The sequence below is a fragment of the Bullifex porci genome (assembly GCF_009695635.1).
GTDB lineage: Bacteria > Spirochaetota > Spirochaetia > Sphaerochaetales > Sphaerochaetaceae > Bullifex > Bullifex porci.
In genome coordinates this window covers 160608-179595 of sequence record NZ_VUNN01000001.1, presented here as the reverse complement: position 1 = coordinate 179595, position 18988 = coordinate 160608, and the positions used below count along the sequence as shown (strand labels likewise).

19 protein-coding genes and 1 tRNA gene are annotated in these 18988 nt (G+C 35.1%); 3 read left to right on the top strand and 17 right to left on the bottom strand.

What is annotated here, in order from left to right; all coding sequences use genetic code 11:
• Positions 1-21 precede the first annotated feature (21 nt).
• From tilS to ispE, 5 genes are all read right to left on the bottom strand, one after another.
• Complete coding sequence (gene tilS, locus FYJ80_RS00835) at positions 22-1287, bottom strand: tRNA lysidine(34) synthetase TilS (RefSeq protein ID WP_206360890.1); 1266 nt, start codon at positions 1285-1287, stop codon at positions 22-24.
• Positions 1284-1841 (bottom strand): aminoacyl-tRNA hydrolase, encoded by a 558-nt coding sequence (gene pth / locus FYJ80_RS00830; RefSeq protein ID WP_154424229.1) that lies wholly within the window; start codon positions 1839-1841, stop codon positions 1284-1286. Before pth ends, tilS begins: the two co-directional genes overlap by 4 nt.
• Positions 1841-2473, bottom strand: coding sequence for a 50S ribosomal protein L25 (locus tag FYJ80_RS00825; protein ID WP_154424228.1), 633 nt, complete (start codon positions 2471-2473; stop codon positions 1841-1843). The genes pth and FYJ80_RS00825 overlap by 1 nt, the downstream gene beginning before the upstream one ends.
• Before the next feature lie 146 nt (positions 2474-2619).
• Positions 2620-2691: transfer RNA gene (locus FYJ80_RS00820), tRNA-Gln, on the bottom strand.
• Positions 2692-2722: 31 nt separating this feature from the next.
• Complete coding sequence (ispE, locus tag FYJ80_RS00815) at positions 2723-3565, bottom strand: 4-(cytidine 5'-diphospho)-2-C-methyl-D-erythritol kinase (protein ID WP_154424227.1); 843 nt, start codon at positions 3563-3565, stop codon at positions 2723-2725.
• A 48-nt stretch (positions 3566-3613) separates the two neighbouring features.
• Here ispE and FYJ80_RS00810 point away from each other — a divergent pair, with 48 nt between their 5' ends.
• The 3 genes from FYJ80_RS00810 (at position 3614) to FYJ80_RS00800 (ending at position 7565) form a co-directional block, all read left to right on the top strand.
• A complete protein-coding gene (locus FYJ80_RS00810) occupies positions 3614-4375 on the top strand; it encodes an HAD family hydrolase (protein ID WP_154424226.1) in 762 nt (253 codons plus the stop codon).
• 135 nt (positions 4376-4510) lie between these two features.
• Complete coding sequence (locus tag FYJ80_RS00805) at positions 4511-6223, top strand: AMP-binding protein (RefSeq protein WP_154424225.1); 1713 nt, start codon at positions 4511-4513, stop codon at positions 6221-6223.
• Between the two features lie 61 nt (positions 6224-6284).
• Positions 6285-7565 (top strand): amidohydrolase family protein, encoded by a 1281-nt coding sequence (locus FYJ80_RS00800; protein ID WP_154424224.1) that lies wholly within the window; start codon positions 6285-6287, stop codon positions 7563-7565.
• 2 nt (positions 7566-7567) lie between these two features.
• Here FYJ80_RS00800 and FYJ80_RS00795 read toward each other — a convergent pair whose 3' ends face one another.
• The 12 genes from FYJ80_RS00795 to FYJ80_RS00740 all read right to left on the bottom strand — a co-directional run bounded on the left by FYJ80_RS00795 (position 7568) and on the right by FYJ80_RS00740 (position 18925).
• Positions 7568-7768 carry a helix-turn-helix transcriptional regulator gene (locus FYJ80_RS00795; protein ID WP_328596663.1) on the bottom strand — a complete coding sequence of 67 codons (201 nt, stop codon included), beginning with the start codon at positions 7766-7768 and terminating at the stop codon, positions 7568-7570.
• Positions 7765-8274: a hypothetical protein gene (locus FYJ80_RS00790; protein WP_154424223.1), complete on the bottom strand. Its 510-nt coding sequence runs from the start codon at positions 8272-8274 to the stop codon at positions 7765-7767. Before FYJ80_RS00790 ends, FYJ80_RS00795 begins: the two co-directional genes overlap by 4 nt.
• A gap of 111 nt (positions 8275-8385) precedes the next feature.
• Positions 8386-9633 carry a tyrosine--tRNA ligase gene (gene tyrS / locus FYJ80_RS00785; RefSeq protein WP_328596662.1) on the bottom strand — a complete coding sequence of 416 codons (1248 nt, stop codon included), beginning with the start codon at positions 9631-9633 and terminating at the stop codon, positions 8386-8388.
• 1 nt (position 9634) lies between these two features.
• A complete protein-coding gene (locus FYJ80_RS00780; RefSeq protein WP_154424222.1) occupies positions 9635-10972 on the bottom strand; it encodes a glycine--tRNA ligase in 1338 nt (445 codons plus the stop codon).
• Between the two features lie 10 nt (positions 10973-10982).
• Positions 10983-12455 carry a glutamate--tRNA ligase gene (gene gltX / locus FYJ80_RS00775; RefSeq protein ID WP_154424221.1) on the bottom strand — a complete coding sequence of 491 codons (1473 nt, stop codon included), beginning with the start codon at positions 12453-12455 and terminating at the stop codon, positions 10983-10985.
• A 78-nt stretch (positions 12456-12533) separates the two neighbouring features.
• Positions 12534-13358: an alpha/beta hydrolase gene (locus FYJ80_RS00770; protein WP_206360889.1), complete on the bottom strand. Its 825-nt coding sequence runs from the start codon at positions 13356-13358 to the stop codon at positions 12534-12536.
• Positions 13358-14257, bottom strand: coding sequence for a helix-turn-helix transcriptional regulator (locus FYJ80_RS00765; RefSeq protein ID WP_154424219.1), 900 nt, complete (start codon positions 14255-14257; stop codon positions 13358-13360). The genes FYJ80_RS00770 and FYJ80_RS00765 overlap by 1 nt, the downstream gene beginning before the upstream one ends.
• A gap of 44 nt (positions 14258-14301) precedes the next feature.
• Positions 14302-14931, bottom strand: coding sequence for an RloB domain-containing protein (locus FYJ80_RS00760; RefSeq protein WP_154424218.1), 630 nt, complete (start codon positions 14929-14931; stop codon positions 14302-14304).
• The gene (locus FYJ80_RS00755; protein WP_154424217.1) at positions 14931-16172 is read right to left on the bottom strand and encodes an AAA family ATPase; all 1242 of its coding nucleotides are present in this window, start codon (positions 16170-16172) and stop codon (positions 14931-14933) included. Before FYJ80_RS00755 ends, FYJ80_RS00760 begins: the two co-directional genes overlap by 1 nt.
• Before the next feature lie 266 nt (positions 16173-16438).
• Positions 16439-16789 carry a hypothetical protein gene (locus FYJ80_RS00750; RefSeq protein WP_154424216.1) on the bottom strand — a complete coding sequence of 117 codons (351 nt, stop codon included), beginning with the start codon at positions 16787-16789 and terminating at the stop codon, positions 16439-16441.
• A gap of 1 nt (position 16790) precedes the next feature.
• Positions 16791-17912: a hypothetical protein gene (locus tag FYJ80_RS00745; protein WP_154424215.1), complete on the bottom strand. Its 1122-nt coding sequence runs from the start codon at positions 17910-17912 to the stop codon at positions 16791-16793.
• Entirely contained in the window at positions 17909-18925 is a 1017-nt protein-coding gene (locus FYJ80_RS00740; protein WP_154424214.1) for a 4-hydroxythreonine-4-phosphate dehydrogenase PdxA, read from the bottom strand. Before FYJ80_RS00740 ends, FYJ80_RS00745 begins: the two co-directional genes overlap by 4 nt.
• Positions 18926-18988 lie beyond the last annotated feature (63 nt).

Here is an 18988-nt window from a genome sequence, read left to right as displayed (position 1 = left end):
CTAAATATAAAGAAATATGTATCAGAATTCAAGCAACGTTGAAGAAATCACATCATAACGTTGGTGTTGTTCATAATTAGGAAGGTAAAATTCTTTAGAAATTCTATTTTTACCGCCAAAGCAGGCTGCAAAAACCCCAACAATTCCTTCTTTAGAGCAAACAACTAAACAGTAAGGTATTTTCATAGCGCTTAGTAAATCCTTTACTTTTGTCCTAGCTTTTACAGTTTCTATTTCATCACCTTCCTCATTAACTCTTATTATAAAATCATAACAAGGAAGGACTAAAGCATCCTTACTATCGCTTTTAATGAATTTTAACCCCATAAATTCATCATCAACTCTTAACCGAGCTGAATAGTAGAATTTAGGAGGATAAATTCTTATTTCACTCTCAGTGCAAGTAATTATATAGTCATTATTTTCAATAGCTTTTTTCTTTTTAATATTGTCCTTAATACTCTCAAGCTCTCTCTTTGATACCCTATCCTGAGTATAAAAGGAGATAAAATTTAAAATTGTAATATCAGCTTCTATCTCAATTAATGATAAAAATTCTTTTCTATCAAGTGTTCTATAAAAGCCCTTATTGCTTGAAGCTAAAATATTTATTCTATCTAAAAAGGCAGATATATTATTACTAATATTTACTAAGGACTGCTTTAATTCATCATTAAGAGCTGGAGCTACTAAATGTCTAATTTTATTTCTTAAGCAAAATAGCTGAGAATTAGTAGAGTCATAAGAAAAAGTTAGATTATTTTTAAGACAATAGCTTTCGATATCACTCTTTTTAATATCTAAAAGTGGTCTTATATATTTACCTCTTTTTCTTCTAATCCCAGCTAAGGATTGAAATGTTGAACCAGATAATAAGCGCATAAATACAGATTCAACCTGGTCATCATAGTTATGTGCAGTTGCAACAAATGAATCAAGAGAGTCAAAGTAGGAGTAGCGTAATAATCTTGCAGCAGCTTCAACTGTAATTCTATCAGCTTTACAAAGCTTATTAACCTCACCCTGCTCTAATGTATGAATAATTAATTTACACCCAAGTTTATGACAGTTTTCTATATTTCTTTGAATTTCAAGGTCTAATTCAGCTCTATTTCTTAGATTATGATCAACATACACTGCAATAGGAGGTGTAGTCATTACTTTAGATAGAATAGCAAGTAAAGCAAGACTATCAGCGCCTCCACTGAATGCAACATATATTTTTTCATCTTTAGCAATTCTATATGCTTCTAAATAAGAATTGACCTTTAATTCTAAATCAATCAAGAACAACTCCAGCTATTAGCTTCACCCTGTAGTATAGCAAAGGTTTGCTCATTACATAGTAGCTTTTCTAATATCTCAGCGGCTTTATCCTCAGCTTTTTCAATCAAAGCTCTATCTTGCTCGCTAAAGCGTGATAGTACATGGTCTGGGACACTAATTCCTTCCTGAGGACGACCAACTCCAATGTACATTCTAATAAAGTTTTGAGGGTAAGCTTCTAGCATACTCTTTAAGCCATTGTGTCCAGCAGAGGAGCCGCCTCGTTTAAGTCTAATTTTTCCACAAGGAAGGTCCATCTGATCACAAATGACAATTAGCTCATCAAATTCTTTTACAGTCCTATTTACAACCTTACCTGATCTATTCATATACGTTAAGGGAAAGACTAGCTTTATATTTTCATTAGCTATTGCTTCTTCATAAGAAGAAAAGCAGCGCTTTTTCAATTTTACTTGAAAGTACGCTGCCATCTTTTGAAGTGTTTCCACTCCAACATTGTGTCTTGTCCCTTCGTATTTAAGACCAGGATTACCTAGCCCAAATACTACAAACATTATTTTGCTTCTGTTGTAGCTGTTGTAGCTGTTGTAGCTGCTGTAGCTGCTGCATCATCAGTAGCAGGAGCTGCTTCTTCCTTAACACCCTTAACTGTTGCAACTGTAGCATTAGCATCTGTAAGGATCTTAATCTCTGCAGGTACTTTGAGGTCAGATACTCTGATACCTTCATTGATTTCAAGAGAAGTAACATCTGCTGTAATTGATTCTGGGAGGTGTCTTGGGAAACATTCGATTTCAACTTCATGGATAACCTGATCAAGAACACCGCCAACCTTACAACCATTAGGAGTACCTGTGAGTTCAACTCTTACGTGAGTCTTAACAAGAACACCAAATGTAACTTCGTAGAAGTCAACGTGCTTAACAATACCCTTTAATAAATCTTCCTGATATGTCTTTACAAATACCTTGTGGTCAGTACCATCAACATTCAATGAAATAAGAGTTGATTCACTGAAGGTATGCTTCTTCATCATAAACTCTTTTGCATTGATTACTACGTGGATTGGTTCCTGCTTTCCGTAGATAACTGCAGGGATAAAACCTGCGCGAACAAGACGACGTGAACCTGCTGAACCGAAGTCTTCAGTTCTTAGGCGAGCCTGGAGGCTTTTTTCTTCGCTCATTTTTTTCTCCTTATACTCTCATTGGTAAATACCAATTACCATGGATATTAATTAATGTGCTTAAGCACAATATTGGATAATACAAAAAGATAAAAAAAATTACAATAAAAAAATTTAGCCCAAAGCAATATGCTCGGGCCAATAAGCTGGGAAGGCAGGATTCGAACCTACGATGCCGGCACCAAAAACCAGAGCCTTAACCTCTTGGCGACTTCCCAAATTCAAATGAAAAGATATCAGAAGAAGTTTTTAATGTAAAGTGCTTTTTCGAAGCTTTGTTACTAACATTTCATAACTACACCTCAAAGAGAGGAAATTATTTAATTGCTTATCACTTTCAAAAACTAAAAATTGACAGCTTCCACTACCACAGGTTGAATCAAAAGAAGCATTTGATGATAGTTTTTTAAACTCATCCTCTGCACGAATTGGCTGAATAATATCAAAATCATTAACTAAATTGTTTTTCCATAGCTCTAATTTTAATGGCCATGAAGGAAAACTGCTTGAAATACATTTTCTCTCATCAAGCTTTTTAAACGCTTCCTTTGTTGATACTAAGGAGCCCTTCTTCTTTAAAATTACAATAGGATAGCTTACTCCCTCAGCCTCCTTTAATAGCTCTCCCCTACCTTCTCCATACGCTGCATCAAAGCCTGTAATAAAGAATGGAACATCAGAGCCAAGCATTAATGCGATTTTTAATAGCTCTGCTTTTGTTAATACATTATTAAAATGCTTATTTAAGGTTAATAAAACAGTAGCACAATCACTTGAGCCACCCCCAAGACCTGCCTGGAATGGGATTTTTTTATCTATCTTTATTTCAATATCAAAGTAAATATTCGTTTTATCGGAAAAAAGGATACAGGCTTTTTCCATTAAATCTACATTAGAGCCAATATACTCTTCATTTCCAAATATTTTAACCTTTAAATTATTACTATCACTAATTTTTAAAGTAATATCATCAAATAAATTGATTTTATGAAAGATTGTCTTTACAGGATGAAAACCATCCTCTCTCTTTTGAAGTACTCTTAAACCTAAATTAACCTTTGCATAAGCTCTTTCATTATATATTGCACTCATAGTCCTTGAACTATAGCACAAAGCTAATTATTTATGTAATCTTTAGCTATGGCTAGCACCAATATAAAGGGAATAATATTTGATAAAGATGGAACGCTCTATGACTATGTCCAGGTATGGGCACCAGTTATAAATAATGCTGTTAAAACCATCTTTATATCATTAAATATAGAGCATAGTGAAAAAGCAACTTCACAGCTATATGAGATTATAGGTATAGATAATAATTACAATATCTATAAGGATGGTATTGTATTTAATCATCATAAGGTCGTAAGAGCTTTTTTCAAGCTCCTTGGATTTTGTTTTAGATACAAAGTAAATCCATTTTCATTTTATAAGATGATGCAAAAGCTTTTGCTCCGTCCTGCAGATATGATTAAAGAGCAGCTTGATTTAATCGATTTTAAACCAGTACAAGACTTAATGGATCGCTTAAAGAAAAACAATATTAAAATTGGTATCGTCACAAATGATACAACAGCTAGTGCAAGAGTTTGCTTTAAGATGATGGGGATCACAGATGATATTGAATTTCTTAGATCAAAGGAAAGTAACTGTCGCAAGAAACCAAATCCAGAGGCTATTAAGCAATTTTGTAATGCCTTTAATTTAAAGCCTGAGGAGGTTGCTGTCGTTGGTGATGCTACAAGCGATATGGATTTTGCTAAGAATGGAAGCTGTGGATACATTATAGGACTCATGACAGGTAATAAGGATAGAGAGGGCTTAATTAAGCATGGTGCACATATCATTTATGATGATATTAAGTGCTTAAATAATGATAAAAGGATATTTTCAGGCGATTAACTACCCTAATAGTGAATAATCACTACTTATTTTTTTCCTTTGCAGACATTGAATTATTTTTTTATTGACAAAATTCTATTAGATTGTAAGAATACAAGCTATAGTAATTCTTTATCATATATAAAGGGAAAGAAAATGAGCGAAACAATTCAAGAGCTTGCTCCATATAAAGGAAAATTCTTTGAAGGAGAATGGCCAACCATTACAGAGATGTTCAATATTACACTCTCTAGATTTCCTGAAAGAACATGTTTTACAGTATTTGAAAAATCAAAGAAAATAAGCTTTAACTACACTCAGGCTCATGAGATTATTCAGAATGTTGCTTCTTATTTAAATCAAAAAGGTATTAAAAGAGGTGATAAGGTAGTATTAACAGGAAAGAACTCTATTGGATGGGGTGTTTCTTATTTTGCTATTAACTACGCTGGTGCTGTAGTAGTTCCTATCGATGCACAGCTTCCAATTGAAAGAATGCTAAAACTTGCAGCCTTTGCTGATGCAAAATTCTTAATCACAGATGGTGATGTTTTTGCAAAGATTCCAAGTGATAACGAATGGTATAATTCAATTAATGGTAAGCTTTCTTTAAGTGGTGAGGTTGAAGGCATTGAAAATGTACTCACAGTTAAAACAGAAAAAATCATTGATTACGTAAGAATTACTGAAAATGATTTAGCAGCTATCCTATTTACAAGTGGTACTACTGGTAATGAAAAGGGTGCAATGCTTACTAATAGAAATATCATAAGTGATGTTTACTTAGTTGCAGATGGAATGGGTGTTGATGAAACAGATGTATTATATGCACTTCTTCCACTTCACCACTCATATTGCTGTACAACAGTATTATTAGAGACTGTAAAGCATGGTGCTAGCTGTCTATTTGGTCATGGTATTGTCATTTCATTAATGATCAACGATCTTAAGAGAGGTGGTGTCACAGTATTTATGGGTATTCCACTTCTTTACAACAAGCTCCTTGCTGGTATCATGAAGAAAATTAAGGATAAGGGTGCATTTACTTATGGCCTTATCAGAGCTCTTATGTGGATTAACGGTATCTTCAAGAAATATTTCCACACAGCTCCATTAAAGGGCTTCTTTAATAAGAAAATCCTCTCTAACCTTGGTCTTGGCCATTCAAAGATATTAATTTGTGGTGCAGGTCCACTATCTCCTACAGTATTTAAGCAATACCAGCAATTTGGCTTAGACTTTTTGCAGGGCTACGGATTAACAGAAACAGCTCCTGTATTAACACTAAATCCAATTAAGCACTTTAAGCTTGATTCAGTTGGTAGAGTACTCGGTCAAATGGATTTAATCATTGCAGATAAGGATGAAGCTGGAATTGGTGAAATTAGAGTAAAGGGACCAAATGTAACTCTAGGTTATTATAAGGATGAAGAAAACACTAAAGAGCTCTTTGATGAAAATGGATATCTTAAGACAGGTGACCTTGGCTATAAGGATAGTGAAAACTATGTGTACCTCAAGGGTAGAGCTAAGAACCTAATCGTAACAGAGGGTGGTAAGAATGTTTATCCTGAAGAAATTGAGGATGCTTTCCAAACCTATGCTAATATCGAGCAGATTCTTGTAAGAGGCTTCCAGCAGAAGAAGGATGTACCTTGTGAATGTATCGAAGCTGTAATTTATCCATCTAAGGATTATTACAAGGAAAAGGGCTTTGATAAGGATCAGATTAAAGCTGATATCGAAGAGACTGTAAAGACAGTTAATGCTTCATTAATGATTTACAAGAAGATCGAGAAGATTACTATCCTTGATGAACCAATGGATATGACAACAACAAAGAAGATTAAACGTAATCTTGTAAAATAACCCATTCACTTAAGCAAGCTCCACTATTGTTTGGAGCTTGTTTTTTTTATATATTCAACTTATGAAAACACTTTTAAAGAATGCAACAATTATTCCAATGACAAAGGAAGATTACTTCTTCCACGGGGACTTAGTAATTGAAGATGAAAAAATATATTATGTTGGTCCATCATATCAAGGTGAATATGACAAATTTGTAGATGCGTCCTCATATATAGCTTTACCTGGCTTTGTAAATGCTCATACACACTTAGCAATGACTTTAATGAGAAATTACAAGGATAGCCAGGAAAACCTTCAAGCCTGGCTCTCTGAGATCTTTCCAATTGAAGATAAGCTAAATGAGGAAGATATTTATTATGGCTCATTAAATGGTGTTGCTGAATTAATTAAGAGTGGCACTACTACCTTCTCTGATATGTACTTCCAGCAATGGAAGACTGTTGAAGCTGTAATACAATCAGGAATTAGAGCATGTATCGGTATTACTTTCTTTGGAGATGCTGATGAGACAAATAGAAGAATTGAGACTAACTACTCTAAAATATTAAAGGCAGCTAACAATAATCCTTTAATTAGTGTACATGCAGCACCACATGCAATATATACATGTACAAAGGAAACATATGAAAGAGTTGCTCAATTTTGCTTAGAAAATAAAACTTATATGAATACTCATCTCTCAGAGACTAAAAAGGAGGTCGATGATTGTATCAATCAAACTGGTCTTCGTCCTGTTGAGTATTTAGAGTCTATTAATGCATTCTCTGCTCCAGCCTATTTAGCACATGGTGTATATTTTGATGATAACGAGCTTGAGATATTAAAGAAGAGAAATGTTTCTGTTATTCATAATCCATCATCTAACTGTAAGCTTGCTTCAGGTATTTGTCCAATTGGTCACTATAGAGAGATGGGTATAAATGTTGCTTTAGGTACAGATGGAGCCTCCTCTAACAATAATTTATCTATGATAAAGGAGATGAGACTTGCTGCTATGATAGCAACTGTATCAACTATGAGACCGGCATCAACAACACCATATCAAATACTTGAGATGGCAACTATAAATGGAGCAAGAGCGTTAGGACTTTCTGATAAAATAGGATCCTTAGAGGTTAATAAGGAAGCAGACATAGTTTTAATAAATAAAAATATATGTGAAATGACACCTTTAAATAATATTTTCTCAGCTCTTGTTTTCAGTCTACCAGATAGAGCAATTGATAGCGTTTATTGTCGTGGTAGAGAGCTTATGAGAAATGGAAAGCTATTAACTATCGATGAAGACGATGTAATTAAAAATGTTAATAGACAGTGGGAAGATATTTTAAGAAGATGAGGTTATGCCTCATCTTCCCAAAATAGGTCATCTAACGTCTTATCTAGAGCCTTACAAATTCTAATACAAAGATTAATTGTAGGATTATAGTCACCCTTTTCAATAGCAACAATAGTTTGTCTAGAGACGTCAACTTTTTCTGCTAATTCTCCTTGAGACATATCCTTTAAAGCTCTAGCAGCCTTTATCTTTAAGTTTTTCACCTTTCACTATCCTTATTATTGATATGGTTCTTTACAATAGATGCGACTATAACACTTAATAGTAAAATAACACATACAATATTTGTACCAGTTGTTCTAAGCATTTTTCCTTCAATTAATGCCGTAATACATGGAATAAGATTTGTAAGCATTATAACGAATAGTAATATTGTTACGCCCTTTGGAGTTTGATTATATCCAAAATATGCATTTTTAATAATACAGTAAATTGCAAATGCTCCAACAGAAAGGCAAATACCTAAAAAGGTAAAAAATCCATTATCGATTTCAAGACCACTGAGCTGAACTACCATTAAAAGTAGATAGTAAATAAGAGCAACAAAGAAACCAAGCTTATAGCCTTTACCCTTTTCTCTTTCCTGTCTTTCATCGTAGCACTCTTTTTTAATAAGCCCCTTCTTCTTTAAGAATATCTTTGTAAAGCAAAAAGCAAATAAAACAATAACAATTCCAACTAAAACACCAGCTATGTAACTCATATTCATTTTAACATCCTTTATGATTTACATAATATATGAGTTACATCACATATTGTCAAGTATATTTTACATATATTGATAAAATATATCCGACCTCAAGCGAAGTCGGATAAACTCTTATTTTACAATTATTCTTGCAAACTTCTTCTTACCAGCCTTAATGAGAATATCATTATCGCTAGTTAAATCCTTATCTGAGACTAAATACTTGAAATCTGTAACCTTAGCTCCATTAATCTCAGCACCACCTTGGATAACGATAGTTCTTGCTTCAGAATTAGATTTACAGAAGCCTGCCTTTACAAAGAGAGAAAGAATACCAATACCACTGTTAAGCTCATCATTACTTACTTCGACAGTTGGCATACCCTCTTTAGAAGCTCCTGTACCAGCAAAGAGTGCCTTAGCAGCCTCTTGAGCTTTAATAGCTTCCTCTTCACCATGAACAATCTTAGTTTGCTCAAATGCAAGACGCTCCTTAGCTTCATTGATGTTTCTCTTTGGATCTGCATACTCAGCAATTTCATCGAGAGACATAAATGTAAAAATCTTCATGAACCTAATTACATCCTGGTCAGGTACATTTCTCCAATATTGATAGAAATCATAAACAGAGGTTAAGTTCTTATCGAGGAATATTGCACCCTTCTCACTCTTACCCATCTTCTTTCCATCGGCTCTCATGATTAAGTTAAAGGTTAAGCCATAGCACTGAGGGCCCTGCATATCATGGATAAGGTCGATACCTGCTACAATGTTACCCCACTGATCTGCACCACCAATTTGTAATCTACAACCAGTTTTTTGGTTGAGCATGTAATAGTCATAGCTCTGGAGTAGCTGGTAGTTAAACTCAATAAAGCTTAAGCCTCTCTCTAAGCGCTGCTTAACACCCTCGAAGGTAAGCATTCTATTAACAGAGAAGTGACAACCAATTTCACGAAGGAACTTGATGTAATTAAGATTAACTAGCCAATCAGCATTATTCATCTGAATAGCTTTTCCATAGCCTGGCTTTGGATTTTCAGAGAAATCAACGATCTTAGAAAGCTGGTTACCAATTGCTTTAGCATTGCTTGCAATTGTCTCCTCTGAAAGAATCTTTCTCATCTCAGTCTTTCCAGATGGGTCTCCAATTAAACCAGTACCACCACCTACAAGAGCGATAGGATTGTGTCCAGCCTCCTGTAGATGATGCATAGCAAAGAAAGGCACAACATGGCCAATATGAACCGAAGGTCCAGTTGGATCAACACCTACATAGAAGGTTACACTCTCCTTGTCCATTAAATCTGACAATCCCTCAAAGTCAGTGCAATCCTTAATAAACTCTCGGTCAATTAATGTCTGTAATGCTTTATTCACTTTATACTCTCTTGTAGTTCTTCATAGCATTCTTAATGAATGGTACAATCTGATCTACAGCAACTCTTTCCTGCTGCATGGAATCACGGAAACGAACTGTAACTGTGTGGTCCTCAAGAGTCTGATAATCTACAGTAATACAATATGGTGTTCCAATTTCATCCATTCTTCTATATCTTCTACCAACAGCACCTGACTGGTCATAGAAGGTAACAAAGTCCTCTCTTAAGGAGTGCTCAAGCTTAGAAGCATACTCTGCAATACCATCCTTCTTAACAAGAGGAAGAACAGCAACCTTAACTGGTGCGATCTGAGGATGGAAGTGAAGTACAGTTCTAACATCACCCTCTGGAGTCTTCTCCTCATCATATGCATCAGAAAGAGCCATAAGAACATTACGAGTTAAACCAGCACTAGTCTCAACAACAAATGGGATATATCTCTCGTTAGTCTCAGGATCGAGATAAGTAAGATCCTTACCACTGAACTTCTCATGCTGAGTAAGGTCATAGTTAGTTCTTGAGTGTACACCCTCAAGCTCCTGCCAGCCCATTGGGAATAGGAACTGAATATCATATGCATCCTTAGCATAGAAGGCAAGCTCATCTGGTCCATGCTGGTGCCATCTGAGGTGCTCTGGATGGATACCCATCTTCTTATAGAAGTTCATTCTCTGCTCTCTCCAATATGGGAACCACTCATCCTCTGTGCCTGGCTTACAGAAGAACTGCATTTCCATCTGTTCAAATTCACAGGAACGGAAAATAAAATTCTTTGTTGTAATCTCATTTCTAAAGGACTTACCAACCTGAGCAATACCAAATGGAATCTTTACACGTGATGACTGTAATACGTTCTTAAAGTCAACGTATATACCCTGAGCTGTTTCAGGGCGAAGGTATACAACACTTGCACTATCCTTATTTGCACCAATGTGTGTCTCAAACATTAGGTTGAAGTTTCTTGGCTCTGTAAAGCTATCCTTATTTCCACAAACAGGACATGGAGCGTTGAGGTCAATCTGGTCAGCGCGGAAACGAGACTTACAAACCTTACAATCGACCATTGGGTCTGAGAAGTTAGAAACGTGACCACTTGCTTCCCAAACACGTGGGTGCATTAAAATAGAAGCATCAAGACCAACGATATTATCGTGCATCTGAGTCATTTCCTTCCACCAGAAGTCTCTAATATTATTCTTTAAATCTACACCAAGAGGACCGTAGTCATAGGCACCATTGAGGCCACCATAAATCTCTGATGACTGGAAGATAAAGCCTCTTCTTCTACAAAGAGAAATAATCTTATCCATAGTAACAACTTGTTTTTCTTCTGACATATTAGTCCTCCTAATTAAATAAATTAAGTGCTCTATTGATTCTCTTCTCTGTCTCTTCTAAGCCTAAGAGAGCAATAGAATCATGAAGTGGTAATGAAACTGCAGATGCTGTTATAGCAACTCTTACAGGCTGGAATACACCATTAATCTTAATACCCATATCCTCTGCAAGCTTCTTAATATCACTCTCAGTCTCACTAAAAGGCTTTCCAGCTTTTTCATTGTTAAGGATAATTTCAGCACCCCTCTTAAATGCTTCAGCTGTTTGCTCCTCACTCATACCCTTAGCGATATAAGCACTCTTATCTTGATTTGGTTCATCCTTAAATAGGAATGCAGAAAGTGGAACTACATCGGAAAGAACCTTCATTCTCTCCTTAACGCTTGGAGCAAGTCTAAGCATTAGAGCTCTTTCACTCTCACTTACATCCTTTGAAATAAACCCTGCTTTCTGTAAATATGGAGTAATTAATTCAACGATCTCCTCATCAGACTTCATTCTGATATATTGACCATTAAACCAATCAAGCTTCTTATAATCAAAGGTTCCACTTGATACGTGGATATTTTCAAGCTTAAAGCACTTCTCAAGCTCCTCTTTAGTAAAGAACTCTGTTTGACCATCTAAGGACCAACCAACTAATGTAACATAATTTAAGATTGCTTCAGGAAGATATCCCTTTAATCTGAAATCACGAACAGCTGTGTCTCCATGTCTCTTAGATAGCTTCTGACCATCCTTACCCTTTACCATCGGTAAATGGCAATATACAGGTGGCTCCCAGCCAAAAGCCTGGTAGAGTAAGATATGAAGAGGTCCAGATGGAATCCACTCCTGTGCTCTCATGATATGAGTAATACCCATAAGGTGGTCATCAATTACATTTGCTAAGTGATAGGTAGGATATCCATCACTCTTTAAGAGAATAGGATCTGGAGAAACATCGCAGTTTCTTCTTGTGATATCACCCATCAAAACATCATGGAAGGTTGTCTTACCAGTTGTTGGAACCTTTAATCTAATAACAGGCTTAATTCCCTGCTTTTCTAATTCAGCTCTCTCCTCTGCAGTAAGGTTAGCACAATGTCTATCATATCCCTGATATTCACTCTTTGATGCAATCTGCTCCTGACGAACCTTTTCAAGACGTTCAGGGGAACAGTAACAATAATATGCTCTACCATCTTCAACTAGCTTCTTAGCATACTTTTGGTAAAGCTCCAATCTTTCAGACTGGATATAAGGACCACAAGGGCCACCTACAACAGGACCCTCATCCCACTTAATTCCTAACCAAGAAAGAGTATCATATAAATCCTGAAGAGATTCCTCAGTATATCTCTCTCTATCTGTATCCTCTACACGAAGAATAAACTTGCCGCCCATAGAACGTGCAAAGAAATAGTTATACAGTGCTGTACGCACACCTCCGATGTGCTGTAACCCAGTTGGCGACGGGGCATAGCGAACTCGAACTTCCATCGAAAAGCTCCTTAATTAAAAAAATTTTCGGTTTTTATAATATTATCTTTGATAAAAAGATACAACCTTAGAAGCAGGTCATCTAGCAAGGAATTCAACTGTAGCCTTTACAGCTCTTTCCTCTGCCTCCTTATCAATATCGTAATAAACAAAATGAGTTGCATTTTCTATATACTCTATAGACGCATTAACATTGTGGGAATGTATGTAATCATCACACCCATTTGGGCTTGTTACTACATCCCTTCCACATTTTATTATAAGCACCTTAGAGCTAAAGCTATCTAGCTTTAAAGCTTCTTTTTTTAATTCAAGTAAATCTAATAATCTTTTTGGATATAGATGAGACCAATACTCTTTACCTAGCTCAAGATCATCACAAGGAGCATTTTCATAGTAAAGCTTATATCTATTATCTGGCTTCCAATCTATTTTTATATCCTTCTTAAAAATTGATATTAGTCTCATTTGATAGCTCTTCAATTGAGGCATACTAAATGCAGGAGCTGCTAATACAATTTTATCAATAGAATGCTTTTTAGTAGCAATTAGAGCAAGTAACGTTCCCATAGAGTGAGAGACAATAGAAATACTCTTATATTTTTTATCTAAATAAGAGAGTACGTTATCTATAGTCTTAATCCAATCCTCTCTAGTAGATGATAAAAAATCCTTTCCACTACTTCCCATTCCAGGTAAGCGTGGACAATAAACATCAAAGCCAAACTTTGCAATATCTATTGCTGGACGAACTAATTCACCAGGATAACCTGCGTAGCCATGGATTAATAAAACTGCAGAGCTATTATTATTACAAATCATAAAGGGTCTTGCTGCACTTACGACTCTTGCTTTATCTCTATAGACTCCTTCATACCAACAAGCTGGAGTATTAAAATCCATCACCATCCCTCCTGGAATAAATTTAATAAATCGATTCGGCTCCTTACCTCTGTCTTTGAATATATATTAGCAATGTGGTTATTTACAGTATTAACACTGATATCTAAATCAGCTGCTATCTCTTTAGCAGTCTTACCCTGCTTAATTAGCTTAATTATTTCAGCCTCTCTATCTGTAATGTGATAATGCTCAAAAAAATCATCAATGCTTGGCTTTTCAGGCTCACTCTTCATTTCAACAAAGTGCTTTCTATTTGCGATAAATAGGAAGACAAGCATAATAATTCCAAAGCATAAATATATTATTGAAGACAATGATTCTCTAACTATTTTAAAAAATATTCCAAATAGAGAGATTGGAATCATAATTAAGCCTGCAATAATAATTGTTCTAGAAATTAGCCTAACCCATCTATTTTCTATTCCCTTATAGTTTTTAAGTAGTACAAATAGACAGAAAAAGAGTACAAAGCCACCTAAGATAAATTCAATAACATCAATCATCATATTATATGGCTGGACAATTGATATTATGCCTACAACGAGGTATATAGCGGAGCATGAGAAGAATATCGATTTATATGGATTTCTCCATGGGTGAGCTATAATCCACGTTGTGAAATAAGGTATAAAGGTTAATAAAAAGGCACCATCTGCGACTAAGATAGAGCGCCAAATTGTCATTAAAACAAAGCTAGTAAGTCCATTAAAGGATATATCTGACCAATATACTAGCATCTGCATACCAATACATCCTAAAAGACTTGCAACAAAAACTATATAAATCTTTGTCCAAGGTACTTTCTTAAACCAGCTATAGACTATAGCTAATGCTAAATCCATACATACTATGGATAAAGCTATGATAGTTAATAAAAGATGTATTGATGTCGAAGTCATTTAACCTACCTAATAAGGGCCCAAGGAAATGGGCCCAAATAAAATTATTTAAATATTTTTGTGTTGTGGGACATATCTGCTTGTCCACAGATTTCTGTTATCTTTTGATTTAATTCAGGCATAGTAGTTGCCTTTAAGCCTGTGGCTCTCATAGCAATAACATTGTAATCTCTAGCATTAATATCTGCTTGAGCATGACGTGGGAAGAGCTGCATATGAAGGTTAAGGCCCTTTGTCATTAAATACTCACTACTTATTTCATAGCCTTCAATTTTAGAGGCAATAGCATTTGCCATAGCATCTGAAGAAATAATAAATGAGTTTGGCTTTGCAAGGTGTAGATAAACCCAAAGGTGGAAGGATGGATTAAAATAGCAAAGGCCAATCTTCTTACTCTTACAATCCTCCTCAGCCTTTTTAACCTCCTCTACATTAGTATTAACATCATCAAAACCAAAGAGAGCAAATGCTGCATCAAATCGATTCTTAAACTTTGCTTTAGAAGTAAAGCTAATGTGCTCAGCTAGGGTCTTTGCACCACTATGCATTACAGTAAGATTTGCATATCTACAATCCTTTCTCATTTGAGAGAAGTAAATTGCTTCTGCCTCAGTAGCAGTGACAAGTAAAAGTGTTCCCATTGAAGGTGTTGATCTTCTCTTTCTAGTAGCCATTACTTATCCTCCTCTTTTGAATCAACAAAGTAGAACTCACTTGTGATAGGTAGTGCACCAAAAGCACCCTGTAGATACTTTTCTCTAGTTTGTACCTTTCCTCTTGAAACCTTGAAATCAGAAAGTGAGAAATATGTTGTACTAGATTCATGATCCTTTTGAGCAAACCAAATACCATCGCGTCTTAATAAACCTTCCTTTAATAAGGATGGATTACAGTCTACAACTAGCATTTGGCTTTCTTTATTACAGCTTTCAAAAATCTCAACAAGATGACATAGAACATCTGGATGTAGAAGCATTCCAAAATCATCAATAACTAAAGTCTTACGAGAAGTAAAGCACTCAAAGAATGCTACAGCGAGTAAAGTTAAACGTCTTAAGGAAAGGCTCTCAAGAGAGAATAGATTTGCATATCCATCTGCCTTTTTATCATTAATATAAACGTGAGTAAATGCAACCTTGCCATCATCTCTTACATTAACTCTTCTAATATCTGTAATATCTACTGCCCAGAAGAAGTTTGTAAGCTGCTCCTTCCAAGATGGATGGAGGGTTAGCATACGAGCGATATAGCTTTCAGTAGCTGCACTAACACCCATTGGCAATATGTGAAGACTATTAGTAAACCAAGAATAAAGCTGAGAGCAGGTTTCACCACCCTTCTTTGCGGCCCAGCCAAGGAAAGCTGCTGAATCTGGAATTCTAGCTGCAAGACGCTTCTTTTCACCTCTATACATCTTTCCATAGCGATAAGAATATGTGTTATCACTCTCATCATACTTTCTTTCAAACATGAGCTTTTTAGATGTATTGAAGATATGATATAGAGATTCCTCAAATACTCTATCCTTACTAGCTGCTAAGGTATATCTAGCAATTACAGTAGGATTCTCATCACTACCATCACCATTTTCCAAAAGTACATCAATAGAAATAGTTGCAGGTGTTGTTTTATCAACGCCATAAGCAAATACAGTTCCCGTAAGAGCTCCAGCTAGAGGATTTTCATTTTCTTCATCGGCAGTTACTACACGATTAAGAACCTCCAAAGCTCTAACAAATGAGCTTTTGCCTGCACCGTTAGGTCCAATAATTGCGCTAGTTTTGATAGCTTTAAGCTTTTCGTTAATCTTAACAACCTTACTCTCACTCAAACGATTATCCTTAATTGCTTCAAAGCTTATCGTCTGAGGGGACTTTACGGACTTAAAGTTCGCAATAGTCATGTTCAGCAACATATGATATCTCCTTATTTGTTAGAGCAGCTGCTCCTCAATTTAAAACTACTATTAAAAAATTATTGTCTTTGAAAATTGTATTTAATTAGTTTTTAACTTTCAAGAAAAAAGGAAAAAACCAGTTTTTCTTTATTTTATGGCCTTAAAAACTATAAACTAATAAAAAAAACGAGGGTAAAAACTACCAATTTACCCTCATTTTTTGATATTTATAAATTTATTAGGACATTATTAAGAAAAATTAATACCATTTATCCTAAACTTTTTTAGGTATAATCTGCTATTAAGTTAGGTAATTCTTCCTGTCCCCCACCTGTTATAATCAAAAGTGGGAAATCATCATTGCACTGATGATCATTTAGCCAAATGATTATATCGTCCTTATAGCTAGAGGAAGCTAAGGAATGGCCAAAGTCATCTAAGACTATAACCTCAAAGGAGCTTGAGGATATATATCTTTTAAGCATCTCAAAGCCCTTCTTAGTATCTGCTGGAGAAAAATGCTTTGTTAAAACTCCCTCTAATACTATATCACTTAATCCAAAGCTAAGCCTTGCACATTTCTTCCCTTCGACTAATGACTTAATATCATCATTTTTGAAAATTATCTTTTTCATTTTAATTACCCATAATTACTTGATATATATCTTGAGTATTATTTTGGTAATCAATACTTACCTTTCCAGCAATTTGTTCCATAGCTTCATCATTCTTTTGCTTCATTACTAATAAGTTTGATAGCAGCTTTTCAACATCATTACTTGTATATTTTCTGCTAAGCTCTCTTAGTAGCTCAATAGATTTATCTAAATTACCAGTTGCTGCAATTAATAGTGCCGCATTATATCCACTTGGTAAATGACCAGATGCTTCATATTCCTTATAAAATAGCTCAGCGGCTCTATCTGTATAACCATTCTTTGCTGCATCATATGCTGCTTCTAAAGAATTAATCTTTGGCTTATTAGCCATCAAGGAAACATTCTTTCTTGCAGTAGTAGGTACTAGCTGCTTAGTAATGTAATATTGATAGGAATCAATCATGGTTTGAATCATGTAATATGGATCTGGGGCTAGGAAGCCATATTTATCAACCTCATAGCTTCTAGAATCACTTGAGTTAAAATTCTTTACAGCAATAACTGCTTGAGTTTTTGCATCAATTATTGTGTATGAAAAGCCTAAATCAACATTCTGATAAAGATAGTAGTGAATCTTAGTTACCTTGGTTGGGTTACCATCCTTATCTTTCTTGTTATAATCATTTTCTGTAATCTTTCTGCTTTGAATAAATTCGTTAATTGTTAAGCTTGTAATTTTTGGAATAATTACAGCATCTATATTATTCTTAGCTAAAGCCTCTGTTGAGGATACACCTAATACAGATGCATTTAAAATAACATCTGTCTTTTCAGGTCCTGTAACATTATAGAAACCAGATTTCTCAAGTGTATTTACTAATTTAGTTGTCGCATAATTAGCTACCTTATTATTAATAGAAACATCATAGGATGAGGTTATTAAGGTATCCCATAAGGCATCTAAATCAATTGCTCTAACAAAAAATGGTGGATTAGCCATTCCCTTAAATGGGACAGTTGAGCTAACTGCTATATTTCTATATGGTCCCATATTAATCTCTGCTGGCACGTTATAGTAAATACTAATACCTGAAGCACAGGAAACAGCTAATAAGATTGTTAACACTAAAACTAAATAAATTAAAATTTTATTTTTCAACTATTTACTCCTACTAATAAATATTCATATGAAATTTTTAAAGCCTGGATAAGATTATATGGCTGCATCATATTCTTTCCAGCTCTTTCAAGCATTGCACCTCTATCAACACCTACAACTAAAAATGGAAGACCCCAGGTAATGGTTACAGTATGCTCGAAATCAAATGACATTGCTGCGATATGAGCTTGGTCATGGAATAAAGCAATTACAGCTCTATATAGTCCCTTCTTGGCTCTATGCATAAGATGGTCCCCACTAACTGGGCCAACAATATTTACTCCAATTGCTCGAGCTGCCTCTATTGCAGGGATTAAAACCTCCCTCTCCTCATCATCATAGGAGAGACTATCTGCATGGTGTGGATTTACAGATGCAATAGCTAAAGGCTTTTCAACATCAAATACTCTTTCATTAGTTGTTAATGAATCAACATGAATAATAGTATCTAATATTTTTTCAAAGGTAATATCCTCTAAGGCCTTTCTTAATGGAACATGGTGTGTATGTGAAAATATCTTAACACCAGAGGAGTCTAGCATGTTAAGTCCTCTAGCAGAAGAGCAGAATTCTGGTAGCATAGTTTGGTATCTATTTTCCTTTATGCCAGCCATTGTAATAGCTCTAGCATCAAGTGGAACTGTAACTAGGGAGCAAGCAAAGGAATCTTGGATTAGCTGTACAGCCTTTGCTGTACAAGCATATGTAGCTCTTCCTGTATTTTCAGAAATAACTCCATACTTAAATAAATCCATATCGATTAGCTGTAGATCATAAAAGATATGATTCTCACCCTCCTTTTGCCTACTAGCTAAATCCTCATCAGAAGATACATAGGCAGTAAAAGGTAGAGGTAATTCAATATCACGTGCAACCTTTTTAAATAGATTTAAATCGCCTACGACAATTATACCGCCATAAACCTTATGGTCTACTACCTGAAGTGCTTTAATTATCATCTCAGGTCCAACGCCACTAGCTTCACCCATTGGAAGTGCTATATATCTTACCATGCGCTAATACTACTATTTTTTGCATTACGATTCAAATGTTTTAACATTTCTCTTGACGAATAA

Excerpts from the sequence above, each read along its gene's own strand:
- FYJ80_RS00740 (WP_154424214.1), bottom strand. The coding sequence starts at position 18,925 with ATGGTAAGATATATAGCACTTCCAATGGGTGAAGCTAGTGGCGTTGGA.
- FYJ80_RS00760 (WP_154424218.1), bottom strand. The coding sequence starts at position 14,931 with ATGGCTACTAGAAAGAGAAGATCAACACCTTCAATGGGAACACTTTTA.
- ispE (WP_154424227.1), bottom strand. The coding sequence starts at position 3,565 with ATGAGTGCAATATATAATGAAAGAGCTTATGCAAAGGTTAATTTAGGT.
- FYJ80_RS00770 (WP_206360889.1), bottom strand. The coding sequence starts at position 13,358 with ATGGATTTTAATACTCCAGCTTGTTGGTATGAAGGAGTCTATAGAGAT.
- FYJ80_RS00750 (WP_154424216.1), bottom strand. The coding sequence starts at position 16,789 with ATGAAAAAGATAATTTTCAAAAATGATGATATTAAGTCATTAGTCGAA.
- FYJ80_RS00780 (WP_154424222.1), bottom strand. The coding sequence starts at position 10,972 with ATGTCAGAAGAAAAACAAGTTGTTACTATGGATAAGATTATTTCTCTT.
- pth (WP_154424229.1), bottom strand. The coding sequence starts at position 1,841 with ATGTTTGTAGTATTTGGGCTAGGTAATCCTGGTCTTAAATACGAAGGG.
- FYJ80_RS00800 (WP_154424224.1), top strand. The coding sequence starts at position 6,285 with ATGAAAACACTTTTAAAGAATGCAACAATTATTCCAATGACAAAGGAA.
- FYJ80_RS00825 (WP_154424228.1), bottom strand. The coding sequence starts at position 2,473 with ATGAGCGAAGAAAAAAGCCTCCAGGCTCGCCTAAGAACTGAAGACTTC.
- FYJ80_RS00805 (WP_154424225.1), top strand. The coding sequence starts at position 4,511 with ATGAGCGAAACAATTCAAGAGCTTGCTCCATATAAAGGAAAATTCTTT.
- FYJ80_RS00765 (WP_154424219.1), bottom strand. The coding sequence starts at position 14,257 with ATGACTTCGACATCAATACATCTTTTATTAACTATCATAGCTTTATCC.
- FYJ80_RS00810 (WP_154424226.1), top strand. The coding sequence starts at position 3,614 with ATGGCTAGCACCAATATAAAGGGAATAATATTTGATAAAGATGGAACG.
- FYJ80_RS00790 (WP_154424223.1), bottom strand. The coding sequence starts at position 8,274 with ATGAATATGAGTTACATAGCTGGTGTTTTAGTTGGAATTGTTATTGTT.
- FYJ80_RS00755 (WP_154424217.1), bottom strand. The coding sequence starts at position 16,172 with ATGTTGCTGAACATGACTATTGCGAACTTTAAGTCCGTAAAGTCCCCT.
- gltX (WP_154424221.1), bottom strand. The coding sequence starts at position 12,455 with ATGGAAGTTCGAGTTCGCTATGCCCCGTCGCCAACTGGGTTACAGCAC.